This window comes from Paucibacter sp. XJ19-41 (assembly GCF_028462495.1).
GTDB lineage: Bacteria > Pseudomonadota > Gammaproteobacteria > Burkholderiales > Burkholderiaceae_C > Roseateles_E.
In genome coordinates, this window is the sequence record NZ_JAQOWX010000016.1 from 16731 (window position 1) to 39128 (window position 22398).

General features: G+C 69.0%; 18 protein-coding genes. 15 read left to right on the plus strand and 3 right to left on the minus strand.

The features are described from left to right. Window positions 1-2: 2 nt before the first annotated feature. Together rrtA and glnE are read right to left on the minus strand one after the other, a co-directional pair. Window positions 3-608 carry a rhombosortase gene (gene rrtA / locus PO768_RS06245; RefSeq protein ID WP_272645363.1) on the minus strand — a complete coding sequence of 202 codons (606 nt, stop codon included), beginning with the start codon at window positions 606-608 and terminating at the stop codon, window positions 3-5. Then, window positions 587-3328, minus strand: coding sequence for a bifunctional [glutamate--ammonia ligase]-adenylyl-L-tyrosine phosphorylase/[glutamate--ammonia-ligase] adenylyltransferase (glnE, locus tag PO768_RS06250; protein WP_272645364.1), 2742 nt, complete (start codon window positions 3326-3328; stop codon window positions 587-589). Before glnE ends, rrtA begins: the two co-directional genes overlap by 22 nt. A 138-nt stretch (window positions 3329-3466) precedes the next feature. On the opposite strand from glnE, the gene PO768_RS06255 reads away from it, so the two are divergent. The 10 genes from PO768_RS06255 (at window position 3467) to PO768_RS06300 (ending at window position 16470) form a co-directional block, all read left to right on the plus strand. Next, window positions 3467-7507 carry a YhdP family protein gene (locus tag PO768_RS06255; RefSeq protein WP_272645365.1) on the plus strand — a complete coding sequence of 1347 codons (4041 nt, stop codon included), beginning with the start codon at window positions 3467-3469 and terminating at the stop codon, window positions 7505-7507. A 17-nt stretch (window positions 7508-7524) separates the two neighbouring features. Beyond that, on the plus strand, window positions 7525-8319 hold the full coding sequence (locus tag PO768_RS06260) for a carbon-nitrogen hydrolase family protein (protein WP_272645406.1): 795 nt from the start codon (window positions 7525-7527) through the stop codon (window positions 8317-8319). A 23-nt stretch (window positions 8320-8342) separates the two neighbouring features. Further along, complete coding sequence (locus tag PO768_RS06265; protein ID WP_272645366.1) at window positions 8343-8873, plus strand: hypothetical protein; 531 nt, start codon at window positions 8343-8345, stop codon at window positions 8871-8873. Between the two features lie 81 nt (window positions 8874-8954). Continuing rightward, window positions 8955-10742 (plus strand): adenylate/guanylate cyclase domain-containing protein, encoded by a 1788-nt coding sequence (locus PO768_RS06270; RefSeq protein ID WP_272645367.1) that lies wholly within the window; start codon window positions 8955-8957, stop codon window positions 10740-10742. 26 nt (window positions 10743-10768) lie between these two features. Further along, entirely contained in the window at window positions 10769-11734 is a 966-nt protein-coding gene (locus PO768_RS06275; protein WP_272645368.1) for a phosphatase PAP2 family protein, read from the plus strand. Between the two features lie 101 nt (window positions 11735-11835). Then, window positions 11836-12840: a methionine ABC transporter ATP-binding protein gene (locus tag PO768_RS06280; RefSeq protein WP_272645369.1), complete on the plus strand. Its 1005-nt coding sequence runs from the start codon at window positions 11836-11838 to the stop codon at window positions 12838-12840. Then, window positions 12840-13505: a methionine ABC transporter permease gene (locus tag PO768_RS06285; protein ID WP_262969037.1), complete on the plus strand. Its 666-nt coding sequence runs from the start codon at window positions 12840-12842 to the stop codon at window positions 13503-13505. Before PO768_RS06280 ends, PO768_RS06285 begins: the two co-directional genes overlap by 1 nt. 44 nt (window positions 13506-13549) lie before the next feature. Beyond that, window positions 13550-14323: a MetQ/NlpA family ABC transporter substrate-binding protein gene (locus PO768_RS06290; RefSeq protein ID WP_272645370.1), complete on the plus strand. Its 774-nt coding sequence runs from the start codon at window positions 13550-13552 to the stop codon at window positions 14321-14323. 60 nt (window positions 14324-14383) lie between these two features. Then, window positions 14384-15058, plus strand: a complete 675-nt coding sequence (locus PO768_RS06295; RefSeq protein ID WP_272645407.1) for a response regulator transcription factor — start codon at window positions 14384-14386, stop codon at window positions 15056-15058. After that, complete coding sequence (locus tag PO768_RS06300; protein WP_272645371.1) at window positions 15055-16470, plus strand: sensor histidine kinase; 1416 nt, start codon at window positions 15055-15057, stop codon at window positions 16468-16470. The genes PO768_RS06295 and PO768_RS06300 overlap by 4 nt, the downstream gene beginning before the upstream one ends. A gap of 2 nt (window positions 16471-16472) precedes the next feature. Here the strand turns inward: PO768_RS06300 and PO768_RS06305 are convergent, their stop codons facing one another. Next, window positions 16473-17756, minus strand: a complete 1284-nt coding sequence (locus PO768_RS06305; RefSeq protein ID WP_272645372.1) for an alpha/beta hydrolase family protein — start codon at window positions 17754-17756, stop codon at window positions 16473-16475. A gap of 207 nt (window positions 17757-17963) precedes the next feature. On the opposite strand from PO768_RS06305, the gene PO768_RS06310 reads away from it, so the two are divergent. The 5 genes from PO768_RS06310 to PO768_RS06330 all read left to right on the plus strand — a co-directional run bounded on the left by PO768_RS06310 (window position 17964) and on the right by PO768_RS06330 (window position 22393). Further along, window positions 17964-18458, plus strand: coding sequence for a nuclear transport factor 2 family protein (locus PO768_RS06310; protein WP_272645373.1), 495 nt, complete (start codon window positions 17964-17966; stop codon window positions 18456-18458). Window positions 18459-18978: 520 nt separating this feature from the next. Further along, entirely contained in the window at window positions 18979-20226 is a 1248-nt protein-coding gene (locus PO768_RS06315; RefSeq protein WP_272645374.1) for a nucleoside recognition domain-containing protein, read from the plus strand. A gap of 79 nt (window positions 20227-20305) precedes the next feature. Further along, a complete protein-coding gene (locus PO768_RS06320; protein WP_272645375.1) occupies window positions 20306-21175 on the plus strand; it encodes a DnaJ C-terminal domain-containing protein in 870 nt (289 codons plus the stop codon). Window positions 21176-21234: 59 nt separating this feature from the next. Continuing rightward, window positions 21235-21783 carry an NADPH-dependent FMN reductase gene (locus PO768_RS06325; protein WP_272645376.1) on the plus strand — a complete coding sequence of 183 codons (549 nt, stop codon included), beginning with the start codon at window positions 21235-21237 and terminating at the stop codon, window positions 21781-21783. Window positions 21784-21799: 16 nt separating this feature from the next. Further along, window positions 21800-22393 (plus strand): hypothetical protein, encoded by a 594-nt coding sequence (locus tag PO768_RS06330; protein ID WP_272645377.1) that lies wholly within the window; start codon window positions 21800-21802, stop codon window positions 22391-22393. The last annotated feature ends 5 nt before the right edge of the window (window positions 22394-22398 follow it).

The window sequence follows — 22398 nt, forward strand, 5'->3', positions numbered from 1 at the left end:
CATCATGCCGCCGGCCGGGCGCGGCGCGGCGACGCAAGCGCGCTGATCGCACTGCTGACGGCGCCAATGACGGCACCACTGACCGCCCCGCTCAGATGCGCGACCGGCGCGATCAGGATGTCCCAGCCGGGCAGCGCGCGCAGTGCCGGCCCGAGCGGCTGCTCCAGGCTCAGCTTGACGATCAGGCCCAGCGCGATGGCCAGCGCGATCAGGCGCTCGCGCCCGGGCCGGCGCAGCAACTCCAGCACCGCGACCGCGACGCCGGCATGCAGCACGCCCGACAGGCCGCCGTAGTGCAGCAGATCGGGCCGCAGCAGCAGGCCGGCCTGGGTCAGCGGCCAGGCCAGGGCCCAGGCCAGCGCGGCCCGCGCCGGCAGCCGCGCCGCCCAGCCCAGCAGGGCCAGCACCGCGCAGCCGGCCAGATTGGCCAGCAGATGCTGAGCGCTCCAGTGCACAAAGGCGGCGCTCCAGAAGCGCCAGGGCTCGGCCCAGGCCCGCGCCGGCTGCCAGTCGAGCCCGGCCGTCGGGAAGCTTTGGGCCAGCAGGGCCCCGAGCGCGAGCAGGGCGGCCAGCGCCGCCCAGGGGCTCAGCCGAACACCGCTTGCCACAGGGCCAGCACGGCGTCGCGCTGCTTGTCCAGGCCCAGCTCGGCCAGGCTGGCGGCGTCGACGGCGGTAGGCTGCTCATCAAGCCGGGCCCGGTGCTGGATGCGGCGCAACTCGCGGTAGGCATCGCCGGCCGCCTGGCCGATGCCCTGCGGCAGCAGGCCCACGCCTTCAGCGCGCTGCAGCAGCGCGATCGTGCCGGCGTTGTCCAGCAGCGTCGGGTGCTGGCCGGAGAACATCAGCACCAGGTACTGCAGCGCGAATTCGGCGTCCATCATGCCGCCGGGGCTGTGCTTGACATCGAACTGGCCGGCCCGCACCGGCTTGGCCTGGCGCACCTTCTCGCGCATCGCCAGCACCTCCTGGCGCAGCGCGGCGGGGTCGCGCGGCGCGGTCAGCACCGCGCGGCGCACGCCCTCGAAGCGCTGGCCCAGCGCCTCGTTGCCGGCGCAGAAGCGCGCCCGCGTGATGGCCTGGTGCTCCCAGGTCCAGGCGGTGTTGCTGCCGCGGCCGGTCTGGTAGTTCTCGAAGGACTGGATGCTGGTCACCAGCAGGCCCGAGTTGCCATTCGGGCGCAGCGCGGTGTCGATATCGAACAGCTCACCGGCGGCGGTGCGCAGGGTTAGCCAGGTGATCAGCTTGCGCACGAAGGCGCCGTAGATCTCTCCGGCATTCTCGTCCGCGTCGTCGAACAGGAAGACCACGTCAAGATCGCCGCCATAGCCCAGCTCCTTGCCGCCCAGCTTGCCGTAGGCGATCACCGCGAAGCCGGGGGCCGGACGATGCGCCTGCTTGAGCCGGGCCCAGGCCCATTCGATCACGCATTGCAAGGTGGCATCGGCCAGGGCCGAGAGCTCGTCGGCCACCTGCTCCACGGTGATTTTGGCCTCGACATCGCGCACCAGGGTGCGGAACACCTCGGCATGGTGGGCGCGCCGCAAGGTGTCCAGCAGTGCCTCCTCGTCGGCCTCGCCGGAGCGGGCCCAGGCGGCATGGCGGTCCTGCAGATCGCCGATGAACTCGCTGCCGCTGAATCGTTCGCCCAGCAGGCGGTTGTCGGCCAGCTCATCGATCACGCCCGGATGCAGCATCAGATAGCGCATCGGCCAGCGCGCCAGGCCCAGCAGCCGCAGCAGCCGGGTCTGCACCGAGGGCCGCTCGACCAAGAGGGCCAGATAGCTCTCGCGCCGCAGCAGCGGCTCGATCCAGTCGACAAAGCGCAGCGCCGCGTCGAGGCTGCATTCGCCGTCGCGCACGCCCAGCGCCGCCCGGCCCACCAGCTTGGCCAGGCGCAGCCGCGATTCCTCGCGCAGCGCCTGCACACGCGGCTGCTGGGCCCAGCGGCGCACCGAGCTGGCCAGCGCGGGCGGCAGTTTCTCCAGAAACTCCTCGGCATCGACCGGCAGCGCCGGCCCGCCACAGCCGCCGCTCTTGCAGCCGCCGGGCTTGGGCGCCTGGCCGTCGTGCAAGAGCGCATCGAACTCGGTGGCCACCAGCTCGCGCACCTCGCAGAGCTTGTCGAAGAGCTCGCAAGTGTCGCTGCGGCAGATCAGGCCAAGGCTGCGGGCGATCCAGCCCAGGTCTTCGTCGGCACCGGGCAGGCAGTGGGTCTGCTGATCGTCGAGAAACTGGATGCGGTGCTCGACCCGGCGCAGAAAGACATAGGCCTCGATCAGCTTGTCGGCGGTGGCCGGCTTCATCAGCCCTCGCGCCGCCACTCGCGACAGCGCCTTGACGGTGGAGCGGGTGCGGATCTCGGGGAACTGGCCGCCGCGCACCACCTGCAGCAGCTGCACGATGAACTCGATCTCCCGGATGCCGCCGCGCGACAGCTTCACATCATTGGCCCGCTCGGGCCGGCCGGCCGCGCGCGTTTGCGCCTCGTCGCGGATCTTGCGGTGCAGGGTGCGCAGGCCTGCGAACACGCCGTAGTCCAGATAGCGGCGGTAGACAAAAGGTGTCACCAGCGCGCGCAGCGCCAGCGCCCGGCCATTGCTGCGGCTGGCCAGCGGCGCGACCACCCGGCTCTTCAGCCAGGCAAAGCGCTCCCATTCGCGGCCCTGCACCAGGAAGTATTCCTCCAGCATCGCCAGGCTGACCACCGGCGGTCCGGAATTGCCATTGGGCCGCAGCGCCAGGTCGACACGGAAGACCTGGCCGTCGTCGCCGACCTCGCCGATCAGCGTGTACAGGCGCTTGGCGACCAGGCTGAAGTACTCATGGGCGCTGATGGACAGGGCGCCGTCGGTGGCGCCCTCGTCCTCGTAGACATAGATCAGGTCGATATCGGACGAGACATTGAGCTCGCGCGCGCCCAGCTTGCCCATGCCGATGACCCAGAACTCGATCACCTGGCCCTCGGCATTGCGCGGCGCGCCGTGGATCGCGTCCTGGGCGCTGCGCGCCTCGGCCAGCGCCAGGTCCAGCGTGGTCTCGGCCAGCAGCGTCATCGCCAGCGTGATGTCCTCCATCGCCGCGCCGGTCTCGATGTCCAGCACCGCCAGGCGCTCCAGAACCAGATGGCGGGCCACCCGCAAGGCGCTGGGCAGCGCCCGGCCGCCGGCCTGCAAGGTGGCCACCAGGGCCTCGATCACCGCGCGGTCCGGCAGGCCCGGCGGCAGCAGCGCCAGCTCGGCCTCGTAGCGGCGCCGGATGCGCTGCACAAAGCGGCTGTGCGCGGCGCTGACTGTTTCAGACTGCAAAGAATGCCCGGCCGTCGTCATGGCAGCTGGCTCGCTGTGCTAGATTCGGCGCCAACCTGGGAGCGCCGGGCTGCGTCGCTGGCATGGGCATGCAGCACCCAAGGAGATGCAAGCACGGTCATATTGTTTTCCGCTCCATCGCGAGCTACTCCCTCGTACATGTCGTTCATCGCAAGCTTTTCAGCCGCCGCAAGACGTGTTGCACAGCGACCCACCCGCTGGCTGCTGCGGGGGACCCGCTGGGCTCTCGGTCTGGTCTTGCTCGCCTGGGGCTTGCTCCTGTCGGCCTGGCTGGTCTTGCACTGGGCAATTCTGCCCCACATCAATGATTGGCGCCCCGACCTGGAGCGCATGGCCTCGCAAAGCCTGGGGCTGACGCTGCGCATCGGCCAGATCGAGGTGCGCTCGGGCGGCTGGATCCCGGCGCTGGAGCTGCGCGATGTGCGTTTGCTGGACCCGGCCGGCCGCGAGGCGCTGCGCCTGCCCAGGGTCTCGGCGGCCCTGTCGGCGCGCTCGCTGCTGGCCTTGGAACTGCGCTTTTCGCAGCTGCTGATCGACGGCCCCGAGCTGGAGGTGCGCCGCGATGCCCGGGGCCGGCTGTTCGTGGCCGGCCTGAGCCTGGACGAGGGCGCCACGGCGGCCGGCACCGGCGACGACATGGCCGACTGGTTCTTCTCCCAGCCCGAGTTCGTGATCCGCCAGGGCCGGCTGCGCTGGGTCGACGAGGGCCGCGCCGCGCCGCCGCTGGAGCTCAGCGCGGTCGACCTGGTGCTGCGCAACGGCCTGCGCCGCCACGATCTGCGCCTGGATGCCACACCGCCGGCGGCCTGGGGCCAGCGCTTCAGCCTGCGCGGTCGCTTCACCCAGTCGCTGCTGAAGCGGCCCGCCGAGCTGCAGCACTGGAGCGGCCAGCTCTATGCCGACCTGCCGCATGCCGATCTGCGCCAGCTCAAGCGCCATCTGGACCTGCCTTTCGAGCTGGAGGAGGGCGACGGCGCGCTGCGCGCCTGGGCCGAGTTCAAGGACGGCCAGCCGAACAGCGTCAGTGCCGATGTGGGCTTGCGCGCCGTGCGCCTGCGCCTGGGGGCCGAGATGGAGCCGCTGGACCTGACCCGCATCCAGGGCCGGCTCGCGGTGCAGCGGCGCGCCGACGGCTATTCGCTGAGCGCCACCCAGCTGGGTTTCGAGGGCGCAGACGGCCTGGCCTGGCCGCGCTCGGACTGGTCGCTCTCGCTCAAGCGGGCCGCCGCCAAGCCCGGCCAGCCGCTGCCGCCGATCAGCGGCGGCGAGCTGCAGGCCCAGCGCCTGGATCTGGCCCTGATGAGCCAGATCGCGACCCGTCTGCCGCTGGGCCAGGCCCAGCGCGACTGGCTGGACGAGCTGGCGCCGCAGGGCGTGATCAGCGCGCTGACGGCGCGCTGGGACGGACCGCTGGATGCGCCCGCGAGCTACCGCGTCAAGGCCAGGGTCGACGGTCTGCAGCTGGCGGCCCAGTCGGCCGAGCAGGGCGTGGGCCGGCCGGGTGTGGCCGGCGCCAGCCTGCAGCTCGAAGCGCATGAGGGCGGCGGCCAGGCCCGGCTGAGCCTGCAGGACGGGCTGCTGGACCTGCCCGGCGTGTTCGAGGAACCGTTGCTGCCCTTGCAGCGCTTCAACGCGATGCTGAACTGGCGCATCCAGCCCCGTGCCGGCAAGCCGCCGGCGCTGGAACTGCGGCTCAGCGAGGCCAAGCTGGCCAATGACGATCTGCGCGGCGAGCTGGAGCTGCTGTGGCGCACCGGCGAGGGCGGCCCGGCGGGGCAGTCGGTCAACGGTCGCGGCGGCCGCTTCCCCGGCCAGCTGGAACTCAACGGCCGGCTCGACCAGGCCAAGGCGGCGCGGGTGGCGCGCTATCTGCCGCTGGGTGTCGGCGGCGAGGCGCGCGACTATGTGCGGCGCGCGGTGCGCGGCGGCGAGGGCCGCCAGGTGCAGTTCCGGGTGCGCGGCGATCTGTGGGACTTCCCTTTCGACAGCAGCCCGGCCGGCCAGTTCCGCATCGCGGTCCAGGCCCATGATGTCGATCTGGCCTATGTGCCCGATTCCAGCTGGCCGGCGATGGAGCAGGTCAACGGCGAGCTGGTGTTCGAGCGCGGCAGCATGCGCATCCGCAATGCCCGCGCCAAGGTGCTGGGCTATGAGCTCAGCGCGGTCAACGGCGGTATCAAGGACCTGGTGCAGCACCCGGTGCTGGCGCTGGAGGGCAGCGGGCGCGGGCCCATGGCCGAGCTGCTGCGCTTCATCAAGCTCTCGCCGGTGGGCGAGTGGATAGGCAAGGGCCTGCAGGACGCCACGGCCAGTGGTGCCGCCACGCTGAAGCTGGCGCTGCAGATCCCGCTCGACGATGTCGAGCGCAGCACGGTCAAGGGCAGCGTGACACTGGGCGGCAACGATGTGCGGCTGGGGCCGCAGCTGCCATTGCTGGCCGGGGCCCGGGCGCGCATCGAGTTCGACCGCCGCAGCGTCACGGTGCAGGGCGGCGCGGCCCGGGTGCTGGGCGGCGACGCCACTTTCGAGGGCGGCAGCCAGCGCGACGGCAGCCTGCGCTTTGCCGGCCAGGGTCTGGTCACGGCCGAAGGCCTGCGGCGCGCCGGCGAGCTGGGCCTGGCGGCGCGGCTGGCCCAGCAGATGGGCGGGCAGACCGCCTACCGCCTGCAGCTGGGCATCAAGGAGGGTCAGACCGAGTTCACGCTGACGAGCAGCCTGCAAGGCCTGTCGCTGGACCTGCCGGCGCCGCTGCGCAAGGAGGCGGACGCGGCGCTGCCGCTGCGCCTGCAGAGCACGCTGCTGGCCGGCAAGCGTGACGAGCTGCGGCTGGAGCTGGGCAGCCTGGTGCTGGCCCAGTACCAGCGCGACATCAGCGTCGATCCGCCCCGGGTGCTGGCCGGCGCGCTGGCGCTGCAGGACAAGCTGCCGGCGCTGCCGGCTCAGGGCGTGAGCCTGCAGGCGACGCTGGACCGGGTCGATCTCGACGCCTGGCAGGCGCGCGTGCAAAGCCTGCTGGGCGGTACGGCCGCCGCGTCGTCCGCCCTGGGCGGGACTGCAGAAATGGGCGGCTATGTGCCGACCCAGATCGCGCTGCGCGCCCGCGAGCTGCAGCTGGGCGGGCGCACGCTGACCCGGCTGGTGGCCGGCATCACCCATGCGCCCGAGCAGCACAGCTGGCGCATCAATCTGGACGCCGAGCAACTCAACGGCTATCTGGAGCTGCGCAGCGCCCACGACAAGCAGCCCGGTCGCGTCTACGCGCGGCTGGCGCGGTTGTCGCTGCCCAAGAGCGAGGCCGACGAGGTCAGCACCCTGCTGGAAAAACCCAGCGACAGCGTGCCGACCCTGGACATCGTGATCGAGGACTTCGAGCTGCGTGGCAAGCGCCTGGGCCGGGTCGAGGTCGAGGCCTCGCTGCACGGGGCGCAGCGCGAATGGCGGCTGAACAAGCTGCAGCTCAAGCACCCCGACGCGCTGCTCAATGCCAGCGGCCGCTGGCTGGCCGACGGCACGGGGCGGCGGCGCACGCTGCTGGACTGGAAGCTCGATGTGGCCGACGCCGGCAATCTGCTGGAGCGCCTCGGCCAGGGTCGGGTCTTGCGCGGCGGCAAGGGCGAGCTGACCGGTCAGCTCGCCTGGCTGGGCTCGCCGCTGAGCCCGGACTATCCCAGCATGGGGGGGCAGCTGAAGGTGGCGCTGGATGCCGGCCAGTTCCTGCAGGCCGAGCCGGGCGTGGGCCGGTTGCTGGGCATCCTGAGTCTGCAGTCGCTGCCGCGCCGGCTGACCCTGGACTTCCGCGATGTGTTCAGCGAGGGCTTTGCCTTCGACGGCTTCGGCGGCGACATCAAGATCGAGCGCGGCGTGGCCAGCAGCGAGAACCTGCGCATGAGCGGGGTGCAGGCGGTGGTCGTGATGGAGGGCCATGCCGACCTGGCGCGCGAGACCCAGGACCTGCGCGTCGTGGTCGTGCCCGAGATCAATGCCGGTGGCGCCTCGCTGGCCTATGCGGCCATCAATCCGGCCGTCGGCCTGGGCACCTTCCTGGCCCAGCTGGTGCTGCGCAAGCCGATGATGGCGGCCAACACCCGCGAGTTCCATGTCACCGGCAGCTGGGATGATCCCAAGGTCGAGAAAGTGGACCGCAAGGCCGGCGCCGAGGCGGCGGCGTCGGCGCCCTGAACGGAGATTTGACGATGATGAAGATTGCAGCGATCCAGATGGTGTCCGGGCCCGATGTGGCCCTGAACCTGGCGCGGGCGCGCCACTGGCTGGCCGAGGCGGCCGCGCAGGGCGCGCGGCTGGCGGCGCTGCCTGAGTATTTCTGCCTGATCGGGCTGAAGGACGAGGACAAGCTGGCGATTGCCGAGGCCCCGGGCGCCGGGCCCATCCAGCAGGCGCTGGCCGACGCGGCGCGCGAGCTGGGCCTGTGGATCATCGGCGGCACGCTGCCGCTGCGCACGGCCGATCCGGCGCGGGTGCGCAACAGCTGCATCGTCTGGGCGCCCGATGGCACGCAGGCCGCGCGCTACGACAAGATGCATCTGTTTTGCTACGACAACGGCCGCGAGCGCTATGACGAGGGCCGGGTGCTGCAGGCCGGCGAGGCGCCGGTGGCGGCCCAGGTCGAGGGCCTGCGCGTCGGGCTGTCGGTCTGCTACGACCTGCGCTTTCCCGAGCTCTACCGCGGCCTCGGGCCGCTGGACCTGATCAGCGTGCCCGCCGCCTTCACCCACACCACCGGCCAGGCCCATTGGGAGCTGCTGCTGCGCGCGCGAGCGGTCGAAAACCTCGCTTATCTCATCGCACCGGCCCAGGGCGGCACGCATCAGAATGGACGCCGGACCTGGGGCCACACGATGATCGTCGACCCCTGGGGCGAGGTGCTGGCATGCCTGCCCGAGGGCGAGGGCGTGGTGCTGGCAGAGATCGACACGGCACGGCTGGCCCGGCTGCGGCAGCAGCTGCCGGCCCTGCAACACAGGCGTTTGTGATGGTGACGAGCAGGCGGAGTTTGTTGATCGCGACCGGATGTCTGGCCGGGCTGGCCGCCTGCGGCACGGCCTCGCAATCGCACAAGATGGCGCTGGCCCCGGCCGATGCGCTGCAGCTGCGCGGCTTCATGCCCGAGGGTCTGCGCGGCCAGGTGGCGCTGGCCGATGTCAGCGGCGGCGCCGAGACCGGCCGCTGGTGGGGCTCCAAGGTCAGCAGCCTGGCGCTGGAGCATGCGCTGGAGGAGTCGCTGCGGGCCGTCGGCCTGTGGGCGCCGAGCCCGCCGGCGGCGCGCTACCGGCTCAAGGCCCAGCTGCTGGCACTGTCGCAGCCGCTGGTGTCGCTGGACACCGAGGTCGCCAGCGCGGTGCATTTCAGCCTGGTCGAGCAGAGCGGCGGGGCCGTGGTCTACCAGCGCAGCGTGCGCACGGTGCACAAGGCCGAGTTCAGCGAGGCCCTGCTTTCGCATCCGGAGCGCCTGCGCCTGGCCAACGAGGGCGCGGTCCGCCAGGCCATCCAGCTGATGCTGCGCGATCTGGCCAATCTGCGGCCCTGACTCAGCCCGGGGTGGAGTGGCCGCTTGTCTCGTCGGGGCGGCGGGCCTGAGAATGAGTCACCCTCCGTCCGCAGGTCCCTCATGAGCCATTTGCCTGATGTTTCCATCTTGGCTGAGCAACTTGTGCATCGACGCCAGACCCTGCTGGTCGTCGACATGGTGGAGTCGGTTCGGCTGATGCATGAAAACGAGGTTGATGTGGTGTGGCGCTGGCGGACCTTGGTCGGCCAAGTGCGCGAGACCCTGCTGCCGGTTTACGGCGGCCGTATGGTGAAGAGCCTCGGGGATGGCTTGCTGTTGGTGTTTGCTGATATTGCCCCGGCTGTGGAGGCGGCGCTCGCGATCCAGCGCCTGCCCGAAGCGCTGAACAGGGATCGCTCAGCGCATGAGCTCTTGCTGCTCCGGGTCGGAGTTCACACCGCCGATGTGATGATCGACGAACTGGATGTCTACGGCTCCGGTGTCAATGTTGCGGCGCGTCTTGCCGCAATGGCCGGACCCGGCGAAGTGATCGTTTCAGTCGAAGTACGCGATTCATTGGCCGATGGCTTGAACGCCGATATCCAAGACTTGGGGGACTGCTACCTGAAGAACCTGCCCGAACCTCTGCGTGCCTTCAGGCTACGGCCGCCCGATTCAAGCCGGCTACGCCTGATGCCCGATATGGTGAGCCATCAAGTGGGGCTGGCTGTCATTCCGCCCCGGGTGCCATTCGGCACCAAGGCATCGGACCAGGCGCTGGGTGATGCACTGGCCGATGACATCATCACCTCATTGTCACGGTGTCCCGGCTTGCGTCTGGTATCGCGTCTTTCCTGCTCGGCATTGAGGCTGGGCCACTACAGCCTAGACGACTATCGTCGTCTGCTCGGCGTCAACTATGTTTTGAGCGGCAGTCTAATCAGCCATGGCGACAAGGTTCGGGTTCATCTGGAGTTGGTGGAACTGCGCAGTGCCGCTGTGCTTTGGTCCGGCACCGAGTCGGCGCTTGTGGACGCGCTTTTTGCTGGGCAGGATGAGATGGTGCCGGCCATTGTTGCCCAAGTGAGCCGTGCCATCGCCAGCCAAGAAACGCAACGTACACGGAGGCTGCCTTTACCCAGTCTGGAGGCATTCACGCTCTACATCGGTGGCGTGACCCTGCTCCATCGGTTGAATGCAAGTGACTTTGAGGCCTCACATGCCTTGCTGGATCACCTGGCCCAGCGCGTACCACGCAGCGCCGCTCCGCTGGCCATGCTTGGGAAGTGGCATTTGATGAAATTGCTGCAAGGTTGGACGAATGACGCACGTCACGAGGGGCTGCAAGCCCAAGCGATGGCGCGGCGCGCCTTGGATCTGCAGCCAGATCATGCCTTTGCGTTGGCTACCGATGCCCTTATCACCGCTCATTTCGGAACCGATCTGCTGGCCGCCCGGCAGCGCGGCGAGTTGGCTATTCAGGTGGATCCGCAGGAACCGCATGGCTGGCGGGTCCTGGCCGGCATTCATAGCTATTTGGGTGACGGTAGTGCTGCGGAACGGTGTGCGCTGCATGCCATCATGCTCTCCCCTCTGGATCCGCTCCGTTTCCAGTTCGACACCATGGCTGGGGCTGCCATGCTCGCTAGCAAAAAGTACCAGGACGCCGAACAGTGGGCGCGGCTGTCATTGCAGCGTAATCGGATGCATGTTGCCTCCCACCGCTTGCTGACGATCTCTCTGGCCTTGGCCGGCAAACTTTCGCAGTCGAGGGCCGCCGCTGCCGACTTACTACGCATCAGCCCCGAGTTTCGGCTTCGGACCTATGCCCAACAGTACCCTGGCCGCGACCAGCCTCATGCCCGGGCCTATCTCGAAGCTCTGCGCGTTGCGGGCCTGCCAGAGTGAAGCCCCCAAACCTCTAGGACCTCGCAATGGACACAGAAGACCGGTCGTTTGAGTCAATCCACTGGCCGCCTTATGGGGAGATGCATGCCGAAATGCTGAGCTATCTGGCCAGCAACGCCCAACCGAAGGGGTTTCGGTTGACACCGCAGAGCAGCACCGATGCGACACCCCAGGAATGGCTGTCCTGGCTCGAAAATCTGACCAACACGATCGCCGGCTTTCTATGGCCGCGTTACGATGACAGGGGCTGGCATGGTGCATCACAGCAACACATGCTGGCACTGACTCGTGCTGACTTGCAGGTAATGGATGGTCTGCGTCCTTGTCTGACTCAGGCTATCAGCCATTGCCGCAGCGGTCATTGCACGGCCCAGCATCTGGCGCTGTTTGAACAAGAGGATCAAAACGCGCCTGTGGCAACTTTGGCGGAATACGACGCCAGCTTCTATGCGCACCACGGCAGTCGCTTTCGCGCGGCTGTGGTGACCGGCGGCGCGGACATCGCGCGACCTTTGTCGCTTCATTTGAAGAGACGCTTGCAGCGCCCACGTCCCTATCAGGCCAGTTGTTTGCTCGGGCAGGTCGGGTTTTCCTATCGTCTGGCCAAGTCAGGTGTGACACCTTCGATGGTCAGTGGTCACTGTCTACAAGGTGTGCTGGCTCTCTGCCAGGTGTTGATCAGTCTGTCATCTGAGTTGGCATCGGACTCGATAGCACAGGCCTGCGTGCGTCAGTTCCTGATTGACACCGGTGATCGACGCGTCTTTGCCGGTGTCCACTACCCCTCAGACAATCTGGGCTCCTGGTACGCAGCGCTCTGTCTGTGTCCGCATGTATTCGGTGTCGATGCCCAGCGGGTCAAATCGGCGTTGTGGGACGCGATCAATTCACACAGCCTGGTTCTCCGCGCCATGCGGGCGGCAGGGGATCCGGTCTACCTGCCCTTGCTGGCAGAACTGCAAGCAGAGGCGGCCCGTCAGGTGCCCAGTTGAAGTGCTGAATTTGCTTATTGCGATTCCGTTCTTGGAAATCTAGGGTTTTCCACTAGCATCGCGGGCTGCGAATTTGACGGGGCCAGGCCCCGCCGTCCCCGGTGATAGAACTCGACGACATCCACAAATCCTTCCGCCTTGGCGAGCGCCAGGTGCCGGCGCTGCGGGGCTTGAGCCTGCGGGTCGAGCCTGGCGAGGTGTTCGGCATCATCGGCGCCTCGGGCGCCGGCAAGAGCACCCTGCTGCGCGTGATCAATCTGCTGGAGCGGCCCGACAGCGGCGCCGTGCGGGTGGCCGGTGCCGAGCTGCTGGGCCTGGATGAGGCGGGTCTGCGTGCCGCGCGCCAGCGCATCGGCATGATCTTCCAGCACTTCAATCTGCTGTCCAGCAAGACCGTGGCCCAGAACGTGGCCTGGCCGCTGGTGATCGCCGGCCGGCCGGTTGCCGAGATCGTCCCGCGCGTGGCCGAGTTGCTGGCCCGCGTCGGCCTGAGCGCCCACGCCGACAAATACCCGACCCAGCTTTCCGGCGGGCAGAAGCAGCGTGTCGGCATCGCCCGCGCGCTGGCCACGAAACCGCAGGTGCTGCTGTGCGACGAAGCCACCAGCGCGCTGGACCCCGAGACCACCCGCGATGTGCTGGACCTGCTGGCCGAGATCAACCAGGAGCTGGGCCTGACCATCGTGTTGATCACCCATGAGATGGAGGTGGTGCGGCGGGTCTGCGACCGGGTCGCGGTGCTGGAGGCCGGCCGCATCGTCGAGCAGGGCGAGGTGGCGCGGGTCTTTCTTCATCCCCGCGAGGCGGTGACGCGGCGCTTTGTGCTGGAGGCCGAGCATGTCGACGAGCAGGCGCAATTGGATGATTACACCCATGTGCCGGGCCGGCTGCTGCGCCTGACCTTCCGGGGCGAGCGCACCTATGAGCCGCTGCTGGGCGAGGTGGCGCGGCGCGCCGGCATCGACTTCGGCATCCTGTCGGGCCGCATAGCCCGCATCAAGACCGTGCCCTATGGCCAGCTGACGATCTCGGTGACCGGCGGCGATCTGGCCGCCGCCGAGGCGCTGCTGAGCGAGCGCGGTGTCACGGTGGAGGTGCTGCGCTGATGTTGGATATCTTCATTGCGATGGACTGGGCCGAGATCGGCCTGGCCGGTGTCGACACCCTCTTGATGCTGGGCGGCGCGCTGCTGTTCACCTTGCTGCTGGGCCTACCGCTGGGCGTGCTGCTGTTCCTGCTGGATCGGGGCCAGCTGCTGGCCGCGCCGCGCGCCTATGCGCTGCTCTCGCTGGTGGTCAATGTGCTGCGCTCGCTGCCTTTTGTGATCCTGCTGATCGTGCTGATCCCCTTCACCTTGCTGGTGGCCGGCACATCTCTCGGCGTGGCCGGCGCGATCCCGCCGCTGGTGGTCGGGGCCGTGCCCTTCTTTGCCCGCCTGGTCGAGGGCGCGCTGCGCGGTGTCGATCGCGGCATCGTCGAGGCCGGCCAGGCCATGGGGGCCAAGACCTGGCAGATCGTCTGGCAGGCCCTCTTGCCCGAGGCCCGGCCGGCCATCGTCTCGGCCGCCACCGTCACCGCGATCACCCTGGTCGGCTACACGGCCATGTCGGGCGTGATCGGCGGCGGCGGCCTGGGCGACCTGGCGATCCGCTTCGGCTACCAGCGCTTCCAGACCGAGGTGATGGTGGTGACGGTGGTGTTGCTGCTGCTGCTGGTGCAGCTGCTGCAGATGCTGGGCGATTGGCTGGTGCATCGCTTCACCCGTCGTTGATTGCCCGCCGTTGATTTTTCTGTTGTACCTAGAGGAGTAGACCCATGAAGAAGATTGCAATTGCCCTGGCCGCCCTGGCCATCAGCGGTTTCGCCGCCGCCGAGAAGCTCAGCGTGGCCGCCACCGCGGTGCCGCACGCCGAGATCCTGGAGTTCGTCAAGCCGGGCCTGGCCAAGCAGGGCGTGGAACTGGAGATCAAGGTCTTCACCGACTATGTGCAGCCCAATGTGCAGGTGGCCGAGAAGCGCCTGGACGCCAATTTCTTCCAGCACAAGCCCTATCTCTCCGAGTTCAACAAGGGCAAGGGCGCGAACCTGCAGGCCGTGGTGGCCGTCCATGTCGAGCCCTTCGGCGCCTACTCGGCCAAGCACAAAGCCCTGGCGGAGCTGCCCAGCGGCGCGACGGTCGCGATCCCGAACGACCCCAGCAATGCCGGCCGCGCGCTGCTGCTGCTGGACCGCGCCGGCCTCATCAAGCTCAAGAGCACCGACAACATCCTGGCCACGCCGCGCGACATCGCCGACAACCCCAAGCAGCTGAAGTTCCGCGAGATCGAGGCCGCGACCCTGCCGCGCATCCTGCCCCAGGTCGACCTGGCCCTGATCAACACCAACTACGCGCTCGAAGCCAAGCTGAACCCGGTCAAGAACGCGCTGGCCATCGAGGACGCCCGCTCGCCCTACGCCAACTGGCTGGTCGCCCGCGCCGACAACAAGGACGCGCCCGCGCTGAAGAAGCTGGCCGCCGCGCTGAACAGCGCCGAGGTCAAGCAGTTCATCGCGAGCAAGTACAGCGGTGCGGTGGTGCCGGCGTTCTGAGCACATCGCCCGGTTTCAGCTGCCGTTCATGCGGGCGTGGTCGAATCGTGCGCCATGACCATCCACATCCTGCTGCTGGAAGACGATCTGGACCTGGGCGAGGCCGTGCGCCTGGCCTTCGAGGCCGAGGGCTATCGCACCGTCTGGGTGCGGCGCCTGGCCGATGCGCTGCAACAGCTGAGCGCCGCCCGCCCCGATCTGGTGGTGCTGGACCTGGGCCTGCCTGATGGCGACGGCCATGAGTTGCTGGCCTGGCTGCGACGCGAGGGTCAGGTCTTGCCGACGCTGATCCTCAGCGCCCGCGATGCTCTGAGCGAGCGTCTGCGTGGCCTGGACGGCGGGGCCGACGACTTCCTGCTCAAACCCTTCGCGCAGCAGGAGCTGCTGTCGCGCGTGCGCGCCCTGGCGCGGCGCAGCTATGGCCTGCAAGGCAGCGGGCTGAGCCTGCGCGGTCTGCTGCTGCACGAAGGCTCGATGCGGGCCAGCATCGAGGGCCGCGAGCTGGAGCTCTCGCCGAGCGAGTTCGCCTTGCTGGCGGCCTTGCTGAAGCGGCCCGACCGGGTCTTGACCCGCCACTACCTGGAGGAGCAGGTGCTGTGCTGCGCCGATGCGCAGAGCAATGTGCTGGATGTCTATATCTCCAGCCTGCGACGCAAGGTCGGCGAGGGCTATATCCGCACCGTGCGCGGTGTCGGCTATGTGATTGACCGCCAGCCGGCCGGGCCTGGTCCGTGAGCCTGCTGTTCAAGCGGCTGATGCGCCGGGCCCTGGAGCCTTCGGTGCTGCGGGGGCTGCTGCTGGCGCAGGCCGGGCTGATCGTGCTGATCTGGCTGGGTCTGGTGCTGAGCGCCGTGCTGGAGCGCGAGATGGTCACCGAGTCCGATCTGGCCGAGGCGGTGCCGGCGCTGGAGGCGGTGGTGCTGGCGGCGCAGGCGCTCAGCGATCAGCCGCAGGCGCTGCAGCAGTTGCTGCACAAGGTCGACCAGTGGAATCGCTTTGGTGACGGCGAGCAGGACGACCCCCATCTGCGCACCGCGATGGTCGTCTGGCGCGATGGCCACGAGCTGTTCCGTACCGAGCGGCTGCCGGCCGCGCTGGGCGATGCCAGCCAGCTGGGCCTGCGCAAGCGCGAGCTGGCGGGCGAGGTCTGGCATCTGCTCACGGTGGCCGGCCAGCCCGCAGAGGGCAAGCCGCCGGTGGTGATCAGCTTCGTGTACAACACCACCGGGCTGCAGGCCCTGCTCTCGTCGAACAGTCTGCGCCTGGTGCTGCTGCCCCTGATGGTCAGCCTGCCGCTGCTGATCCTGCCGGCCTGGCTGTCGGTCTACCTGTCCCTGCGCCCCTGGCGACAGGTGGCCGGCGAGCTGGCGGGGCGCGGCGCCAATGAGCTGCAGCCGCTGACCCTGCCGGCGCGGCAGCGTGAGCTCCGGCCGCTGATCGAGGCCATGAATCGCCTGCTGGCCGAGGTGCGCGAGGCGCGCGAGCGCGAGCGCCAGTTCGTGGCCGATGCCGCGCATGAGCTGCGCACGCCGCTGGCCGCGCTGCAGCTCTATGCCGAGTCGCTGCAGCCGCTGGTGCAGGACAGCCGCGCCGCGCCGGTGCTGGCCGGCATGCTCAAGAGCACCGAGCGCTCGGTGCATCTGGCCCAGCAGCTGCTGGCCCTGATGCGCAGCGAGGCCGGTCTGCCGACCCAGCCGCAGCGCATCGAGCTGGGCGCGCTGATCCAGGATGTGCTGGCGGAGGTGGCCTTGCGAGCGCACCGGTGCGGCATCACGCTGGACTGCGAGAGCCCGGGCGGGCTCTGGACCCTGGGCCAGCTCGACGGGCTGACCTCGCTGTTCACCAATCTGGTGGACAACGCGCTCAAGTACAGCCCCGGTGGCGGTTGCGTGCGGCTGCGCCTGAGCCGGGCCGAGGCCGAGCTGTGCATCGAGGTCTGCGACCAGGGGCCGGGCATCCCGCCGGCCTGGCGCGAGCAGGTGCTGCAGCGCTTCACCCGCGTGCCCGACCAGGCCGAGCGCGGCAGCGGCCTGGGCCTGGCCATTGTCAGCACCGTGCTGAACCGCCATCGCGGCCGCCTGGCGCTGGACGATGCGCCCGGCGGCGGCCTGCGGGTGAGGGTCTGGCTGCCCGCTGCGGCCGCCTGAGCTCAGCGGCCCAGCTGCTGGCGCAAGAAGCTCAGCACCTCCTCGCGCCCGTTGTCGAAGGGGGCGCCGTGGTCGCCCTCGATCTCCTCATAGCGCAGGCTGGTGCCGGCCGCCTGCATGCGGGCCGCCAAGCGGCGTGCCGCGCCCAGCGGAGTCTGGCCATCGGCCTTGCCCTGGATCATCAGCACCGGTGCCGCCAGGCGGGTCTGCCCGGGATTGTTCTGCTGCAGCAGCGGCAGCACGCCCGGGATGTTCAGCAGATCGCGGCGCGGCAGGCCGGGGAAGTTGTCCAGGCGCCGCTGGGCCTGGCCGTGGGCCAGCATGGCCTGTGCCAGCCGCTCCTCCAGTTGCTCGCAATTGCCGTCCTCCAGCGCCAGCCGGGCCAGCGGCAGGGCGGCCGGGTCCAGCAGCAGCTCGGGCGTCAGCGTGGGCTGCTGGGCCTGCAGGCCCAGCACCAGCATCAGGCCGTTGTAGCTGGTGCTGAACACATCCATCGCCAGCTGCTCGCCCAGGGCCTCGATGGCGGCTTCATCCCCGGCCGCCGCCGCAGCATCGAAACGCTGTTGCAGCGCGTCGATCTGCGCAAACAACTCGGGCACGGTGTGCTCGAACTCGGCGCCGGGGGCCAGTGCCACCACGGCGCGCAGCGGGTGTGCCGCTGCGATGGCCGGCGCATGCTCGGCCGCCGCCAGCGCCGCAAAACCGCCTTGCGAGTGACCGACCACGGCCCAGCCGGGGCTGAGCTTGTGCTGGCTCTGGCCATGGGCGGCCTGCACCGCTGCGGTGATCGAGCGGCCCTGGCTGGCCAGGCTCAGATAAGGATGCACGCCGGGCCCGCCCAGTCCCTCGTAGTCGGGGGCCAGCACCGCAAAGCCCTGTGCCAGCAGGGCGGCGGGGTAATCCTTGTCCTGGTCGTCGTCGTAGTCGCGGCTGGGTGCACAGCCGTCGGACACACCCTTGGTGCCATGGGCCCAGACCACCAGCGGCCAGCCGCCAGCCGGAGCCTGGCCCTTGGGCAGCAGCAGCAGGGCACTGGCCTCGGTGTCGCCGCCGCGCACGGCCTGCATGCGGTAGCGCAGCAGCAGGGCCGAGCCGGGGGTCAGGCTTTGCGCGCCGGCGTAGGCCTGGCTGCCGATCAGCGGTGCGCGCAGCGGGGCGCTGTTGTCGTCGTTGCTGCCGCCGCCACCACAGGCGGCGAGCAGCAGGGCGGTCACCAGTGGCAGCAGGGCCAGCGGTTGGCGGGGGAGGGCGTAGCGGTTCTTGCGCATCGGGAGGGTTGGCAGCATGGCGGCTGCGCGAGTGGAAGACCCGGCCATGCTGCGGGGCGTGCCTGAGTGGGAGCTGAGAGGAGGCTGAGAGCGGGATGAAAGCAGTGCGCTCTGTCATTCCATCCTGCGGTCTGTCAGAGTCGTGTCACCGCCCCTCGCATGCCGGTGGTGGGATCAGCGGCCCGCCGCGAAGATGCGGCTTTCCACATATGCCAAGGCAGACCGATGATCGCTCGACTCCAGCGCACCCTCGCGTTCGTCCTCGCCGGCACCGCCATGGCGGCCCAGGCGGCAGATACCCCCTCGCCCGAGACCGAACTCGCGTCCACGATTGCAGCTCTGGATGCGGCGGCCTTCGAGGCCTTCAACCACTGCGAGGTTCCCGGTCAGTTGGATCGGTACGCGAGTTTCTTCGACCCCCACGTCGAGTTCTATCACGACCTCGGGGGCGTTACGTGGGCGCGCGACATCATGCTTGCGCAGACCCGGGCCAATGTCTGTGGCAAGTTCCAGCGCGAGCTGGTCCCGGGCACGCTGAAGGTGTGGCCGATCAAGGGCTACGGGGCGCTGGCCCGTGGCGAGCACCGCTTCTGCCACTACAAGCCGGGCGGAACGACGCACCCCTGCGAGGGGCTGGCCGAGTTCATGATCGTGTGGCACCAGCAAGAAAAGGCGTGGAGTATCACCCGTGTCTTTAGCTACGGGCATGGATCGAACTGAGGTCAGGCCCAGCACCGGCGCAGAGGCCGCACACACCATCGATGCCCACATCTGACCGAGGCCGGGGATCCCCACCGGGGTCCGCACTGAGCCGATCAGGCCGGGCGGCCTCATCCAGCGGACATTACCTGGCATTGGGGCAACAACCCTGGGTTCCGCGCTCTGGCGATGGTCGATCTGAGTTCCAAGGATGCGGTAGTGGTTCTTGCCGTCCCCGAGAATGGGATGTCCCAGGCCGAGGATGAGCTTCGGAAAGTACTGCCCGGCCCTCATCCAGCACTCGACTTCAATCTCGTCCAGTAGGGGCGGGGGAACGTCCGTTTCCGCTGTGCAGCGGCGGTCGAGCTTGTGAGCCCATGGTTCGCCACGAGCCGAAAGCTGCCCGCCACCGTCCCGCTGATTGACGGACACGTCCCGCCCATCACCCCCGGGTATCCCGCCCCCCTCAAGCTGGCATGGCGCTTGATCGCGCAGCCGGAATAATGGGCGCCTTTCTTGGCCAACCCTGACCGTCCCGCGCATGGTGCTCAACTACATCTGGATCGCCTTCTTCCTGATCGGCTTTGCCGTGGCGCTGGCGCGGCTGCTGCAGGGCGATCTGCTGATCTTTTCGCAGATCCTGACCGGCATCTTCGACACCGCCAAGACCGGCTTCGACATCTCGCTGGGCCTGGTGGGGGTGATGTCGCTGTGGCTGGGCATCATGAAGATCGGCGAGCATGCCGGCGTGATCCAGTTGTTCGCGCGCGGCATGGCGCCGTTCTTCAAGCGCCTGTTCCCCGAGATCCCCAAGAGCCACCCGGCCGGCGGTTCCATCGTGATGAACTTCAGCGCCAATATGCTGGGCCTGGACAATGCCGCGACGCCGCTGGGCCTCAAAGCGATGAAGGAGCTGCAGGAGATCAACCCGCAGAAGGACACGGCCAGCAACGCGATGATCATGTTCCTGGTGCTCAACACGGCGGGCATCACCCTGATCCCGACCTCGGTGATCGCGATCCGCCAGGCGTTGGCGGTGGATCAGGGCCTGGTCGGCTTCAACGCCGCCGACATCTTCCTGCCCACGCTGATCGGCACCTTCATCTCCTTCTCGGCCGGCCTGGTCGCGGTGGCCGCCTACCAGCGCATCAATCTGCTCAGCGCACCGATGCTGGCCTTCTTCGGCGGCTTTATCGCCATCATGGCGGCGCTGTTCGGCTGGCTGCACCGCTACCCGCCCGAGCTGATGGCCAAGTACATCGGCCTGCTGGGCAGCCTGGTGATCCTGTCGGTCATCGTGATGTTCATCGCGGTGGGGGCCTGGCGGCGCATCAATGTCTACGAGGCCTTTGTCGAGGGCGCGAAGGAAGGCTTCGGCGTCGCCATCACCATCATTCCCTACCTGATCGCGATCCTGGTGGCGATCTCGGTGTTCCGCACCACCGGCTGCATGGACTATGTGGTGGGCGGCATCGCTTGGGGCCTGGCGGCGGTGGGCCTGCCGACCGACTTCGTGCCGGCCCTGCCGGTGGGCTTGATGAAGACGCTGTCGGGCAGCGGTGCGCGCGGGCTGATGGTGGACGTGATGAAGACCTACGGCGTCGACAGCTTCGAGGGCAAGCTGGCCGCCATCATCCAGGGCTCGACCGAGACCACCTTCTATGTGCTGGCGGTCTACTTCGGCAGCATCAATATCAAGAAGACCCGTTACGCGCTGACCTGCGGCCTGATCGCCGATGTGGTGGGCGTGGTGGCGGCCATCCTGGTGGGCTACTGGTTCTTCAAGTGAATGGCTTGAGTGTGGGCTAGCGCACCGATGCCCCGACGCGGCTGAGCGCACGATGGGCCATCGCCTGCCAGGACCCACGATGAGCACCAAGGACCATTACGCGCGGCTCGAAGTCGGCGCCGACGCCTCGCCCGCCACCATCAAGCGGGCCTACCGCCGGCTGGCGCGGCGCTACCACCCGGATGTCAGCCAGCTGCCCGACGGCGAGGCCCAGTTCAAGGCGGTGGCTGAGGCCTACGAGGTGCTGGGCGACGCCGGCAAGCGCGCCGCGCACGACCTGGCGGCGCATCGCGAGTCCGCTGAGTCCGCCGCCGCCTTTAAGCCGGCCAGCGACTGGGCGCCGGGGTCCACCAAGCCCGATGACTTCTTCGAGGGCCTGTTCGCAAACCGCAGCGACCGTGCCCCCGGTGGCGATCAGCACGCAGGGCTGAAGATAGCGCTGAAGGATGCCTATCTGGGCGCCCATCACGGCATTGTCTTGAGCCAGGCCGGTGCGCAGCGCCGCATCGAGGTCGACATCCCCAAAGGCGTGCGCGACGGCCAACGGCTGCGGCTGGCCGGCCTGGGCCTGCCGGGCCGCGGCGGCCAGCCGGCCGGCGATCTGTATCTGCAGATCGAACTGCTGCCGCATGCATTGTTTCAGGTCCATGGCGCTGATGTCAGCTTCGAGTTGCCGCTGGCGCCATGGGAGGCCGCCTTGGGCGCGAGCCTGACCGTGCCGACGCCGGCCGGCGGCACCCTGCAGCTGACGGTGCCGGCCGGGGCCGCGCCGGGCAGTCGATTGCGCCTGCAGGGTCAGGGCTTGCCTGGCGCGACGCCGGGCGACCTGTTCGCCCGTCTCTCGCTGGTGCTGCCGCCGGCCGCCACGACGCCGTCGCGCGAGGCCTATGAGAGGCTGGCGCGGGCCTGTAGCGGCTTCGAGCCGCGCCCACTGCTGCACGGCGTCTGATCGGTGGGCTTGCCCATCCGTTAGCATCGGGCGCTGTCAACCCAATCCAGGAGCTCCCGATGGCCTCAATCCATATTGCCGTGCTGGTCGGCAGCCTGCGCCGCGATTCGCTGAACCGCCAGCTCGCCAGCGCGCTGGCCAAGCTGGCCCCGCCGGAGCTGAGCTTCGGCCAGGTCGAGATCGGCGAACTGCCGCTCTACAACCAGGACGATGACGCCAGCCCGGCCGAGCCGGTGCAGCGCTTCAAGGCCCAGATCAGCGCGGCCCAGGGCCTGCTGTTCGTCACGCCGGAGTACAACCGCTCGATCCCCGGCGTGCTGAAGAATGCGCTGGACCATGGCTCGCGGCCCTATGGCCAGAGCGTCTGGGCCGGCAAGCCGGCCGGGGTGCTGGGGGCCTCGGTGGGCGTGATCGGCACCGCGCTGGCGCAGCAGCATCTGCGCAATATCCTGGCCTATCTCGATGTGCCCACGCTGGGCCAGCCCGAGGCCTTCATCCATGCCGGCAAGGGCTTCTTCGATGCCGACGGTGGCATCAACGAGGGCAGCAGCGCCTTTGTGCAGACCTGGGTCGATCGCTATGTGGCCTTCGTCAAGGCGCGGGTCTGATCGGGCTGGCACAGCAATGGCGTCGGACGGCTTCGAGCCCGAGGACCTCGATGCGCTGCTGAATGACTTCAGCGAGCGCCTGCGCGAGCGCGACAAGCCGATCGACCTGACGATCTCGCTGGCTCGGCTGGAAGCCTCGCAACGCCGCGCGCCGGCCGGTATCCCGCGCCGATCCGGTGCCGGCCGCTGGAATATGGACGACGTCAGCGACGCCGAAGACCTCAGCGAGCGCCGCCGTGCGCTCGATGCCCGGGCCGCGCGGCAAGCAGCTGAACGCGCTGCAGCTGAACGCGCTGCGGGCATCGAAGCCCGCCGGCGCGCCGCTGCGGCTGAGTCGGCTACGCAGGCCCAACCACGCATCGCGCTGGCGCGAGCGAGCGAACCGGCCGCGCTGAACCTGGCCAGCATCCGGCTGCCCGAGGTCGCGGCTCCCGGCGCATCGAGCTTGCCGTCGCTGAGCCTGCCCGCAGCGGCACCACAGGCCGCGCTGGATCTGTCCTCGGTGGGCAGGATGCTGGGGCGGGTCGCGCGTCAGGCGGCCGAGCATGCGGCGCATAGCGAGGTCGCCGGGACCCCGCCGGAGCCACCATCAAGACCTGACCCCTCTTGAATCCT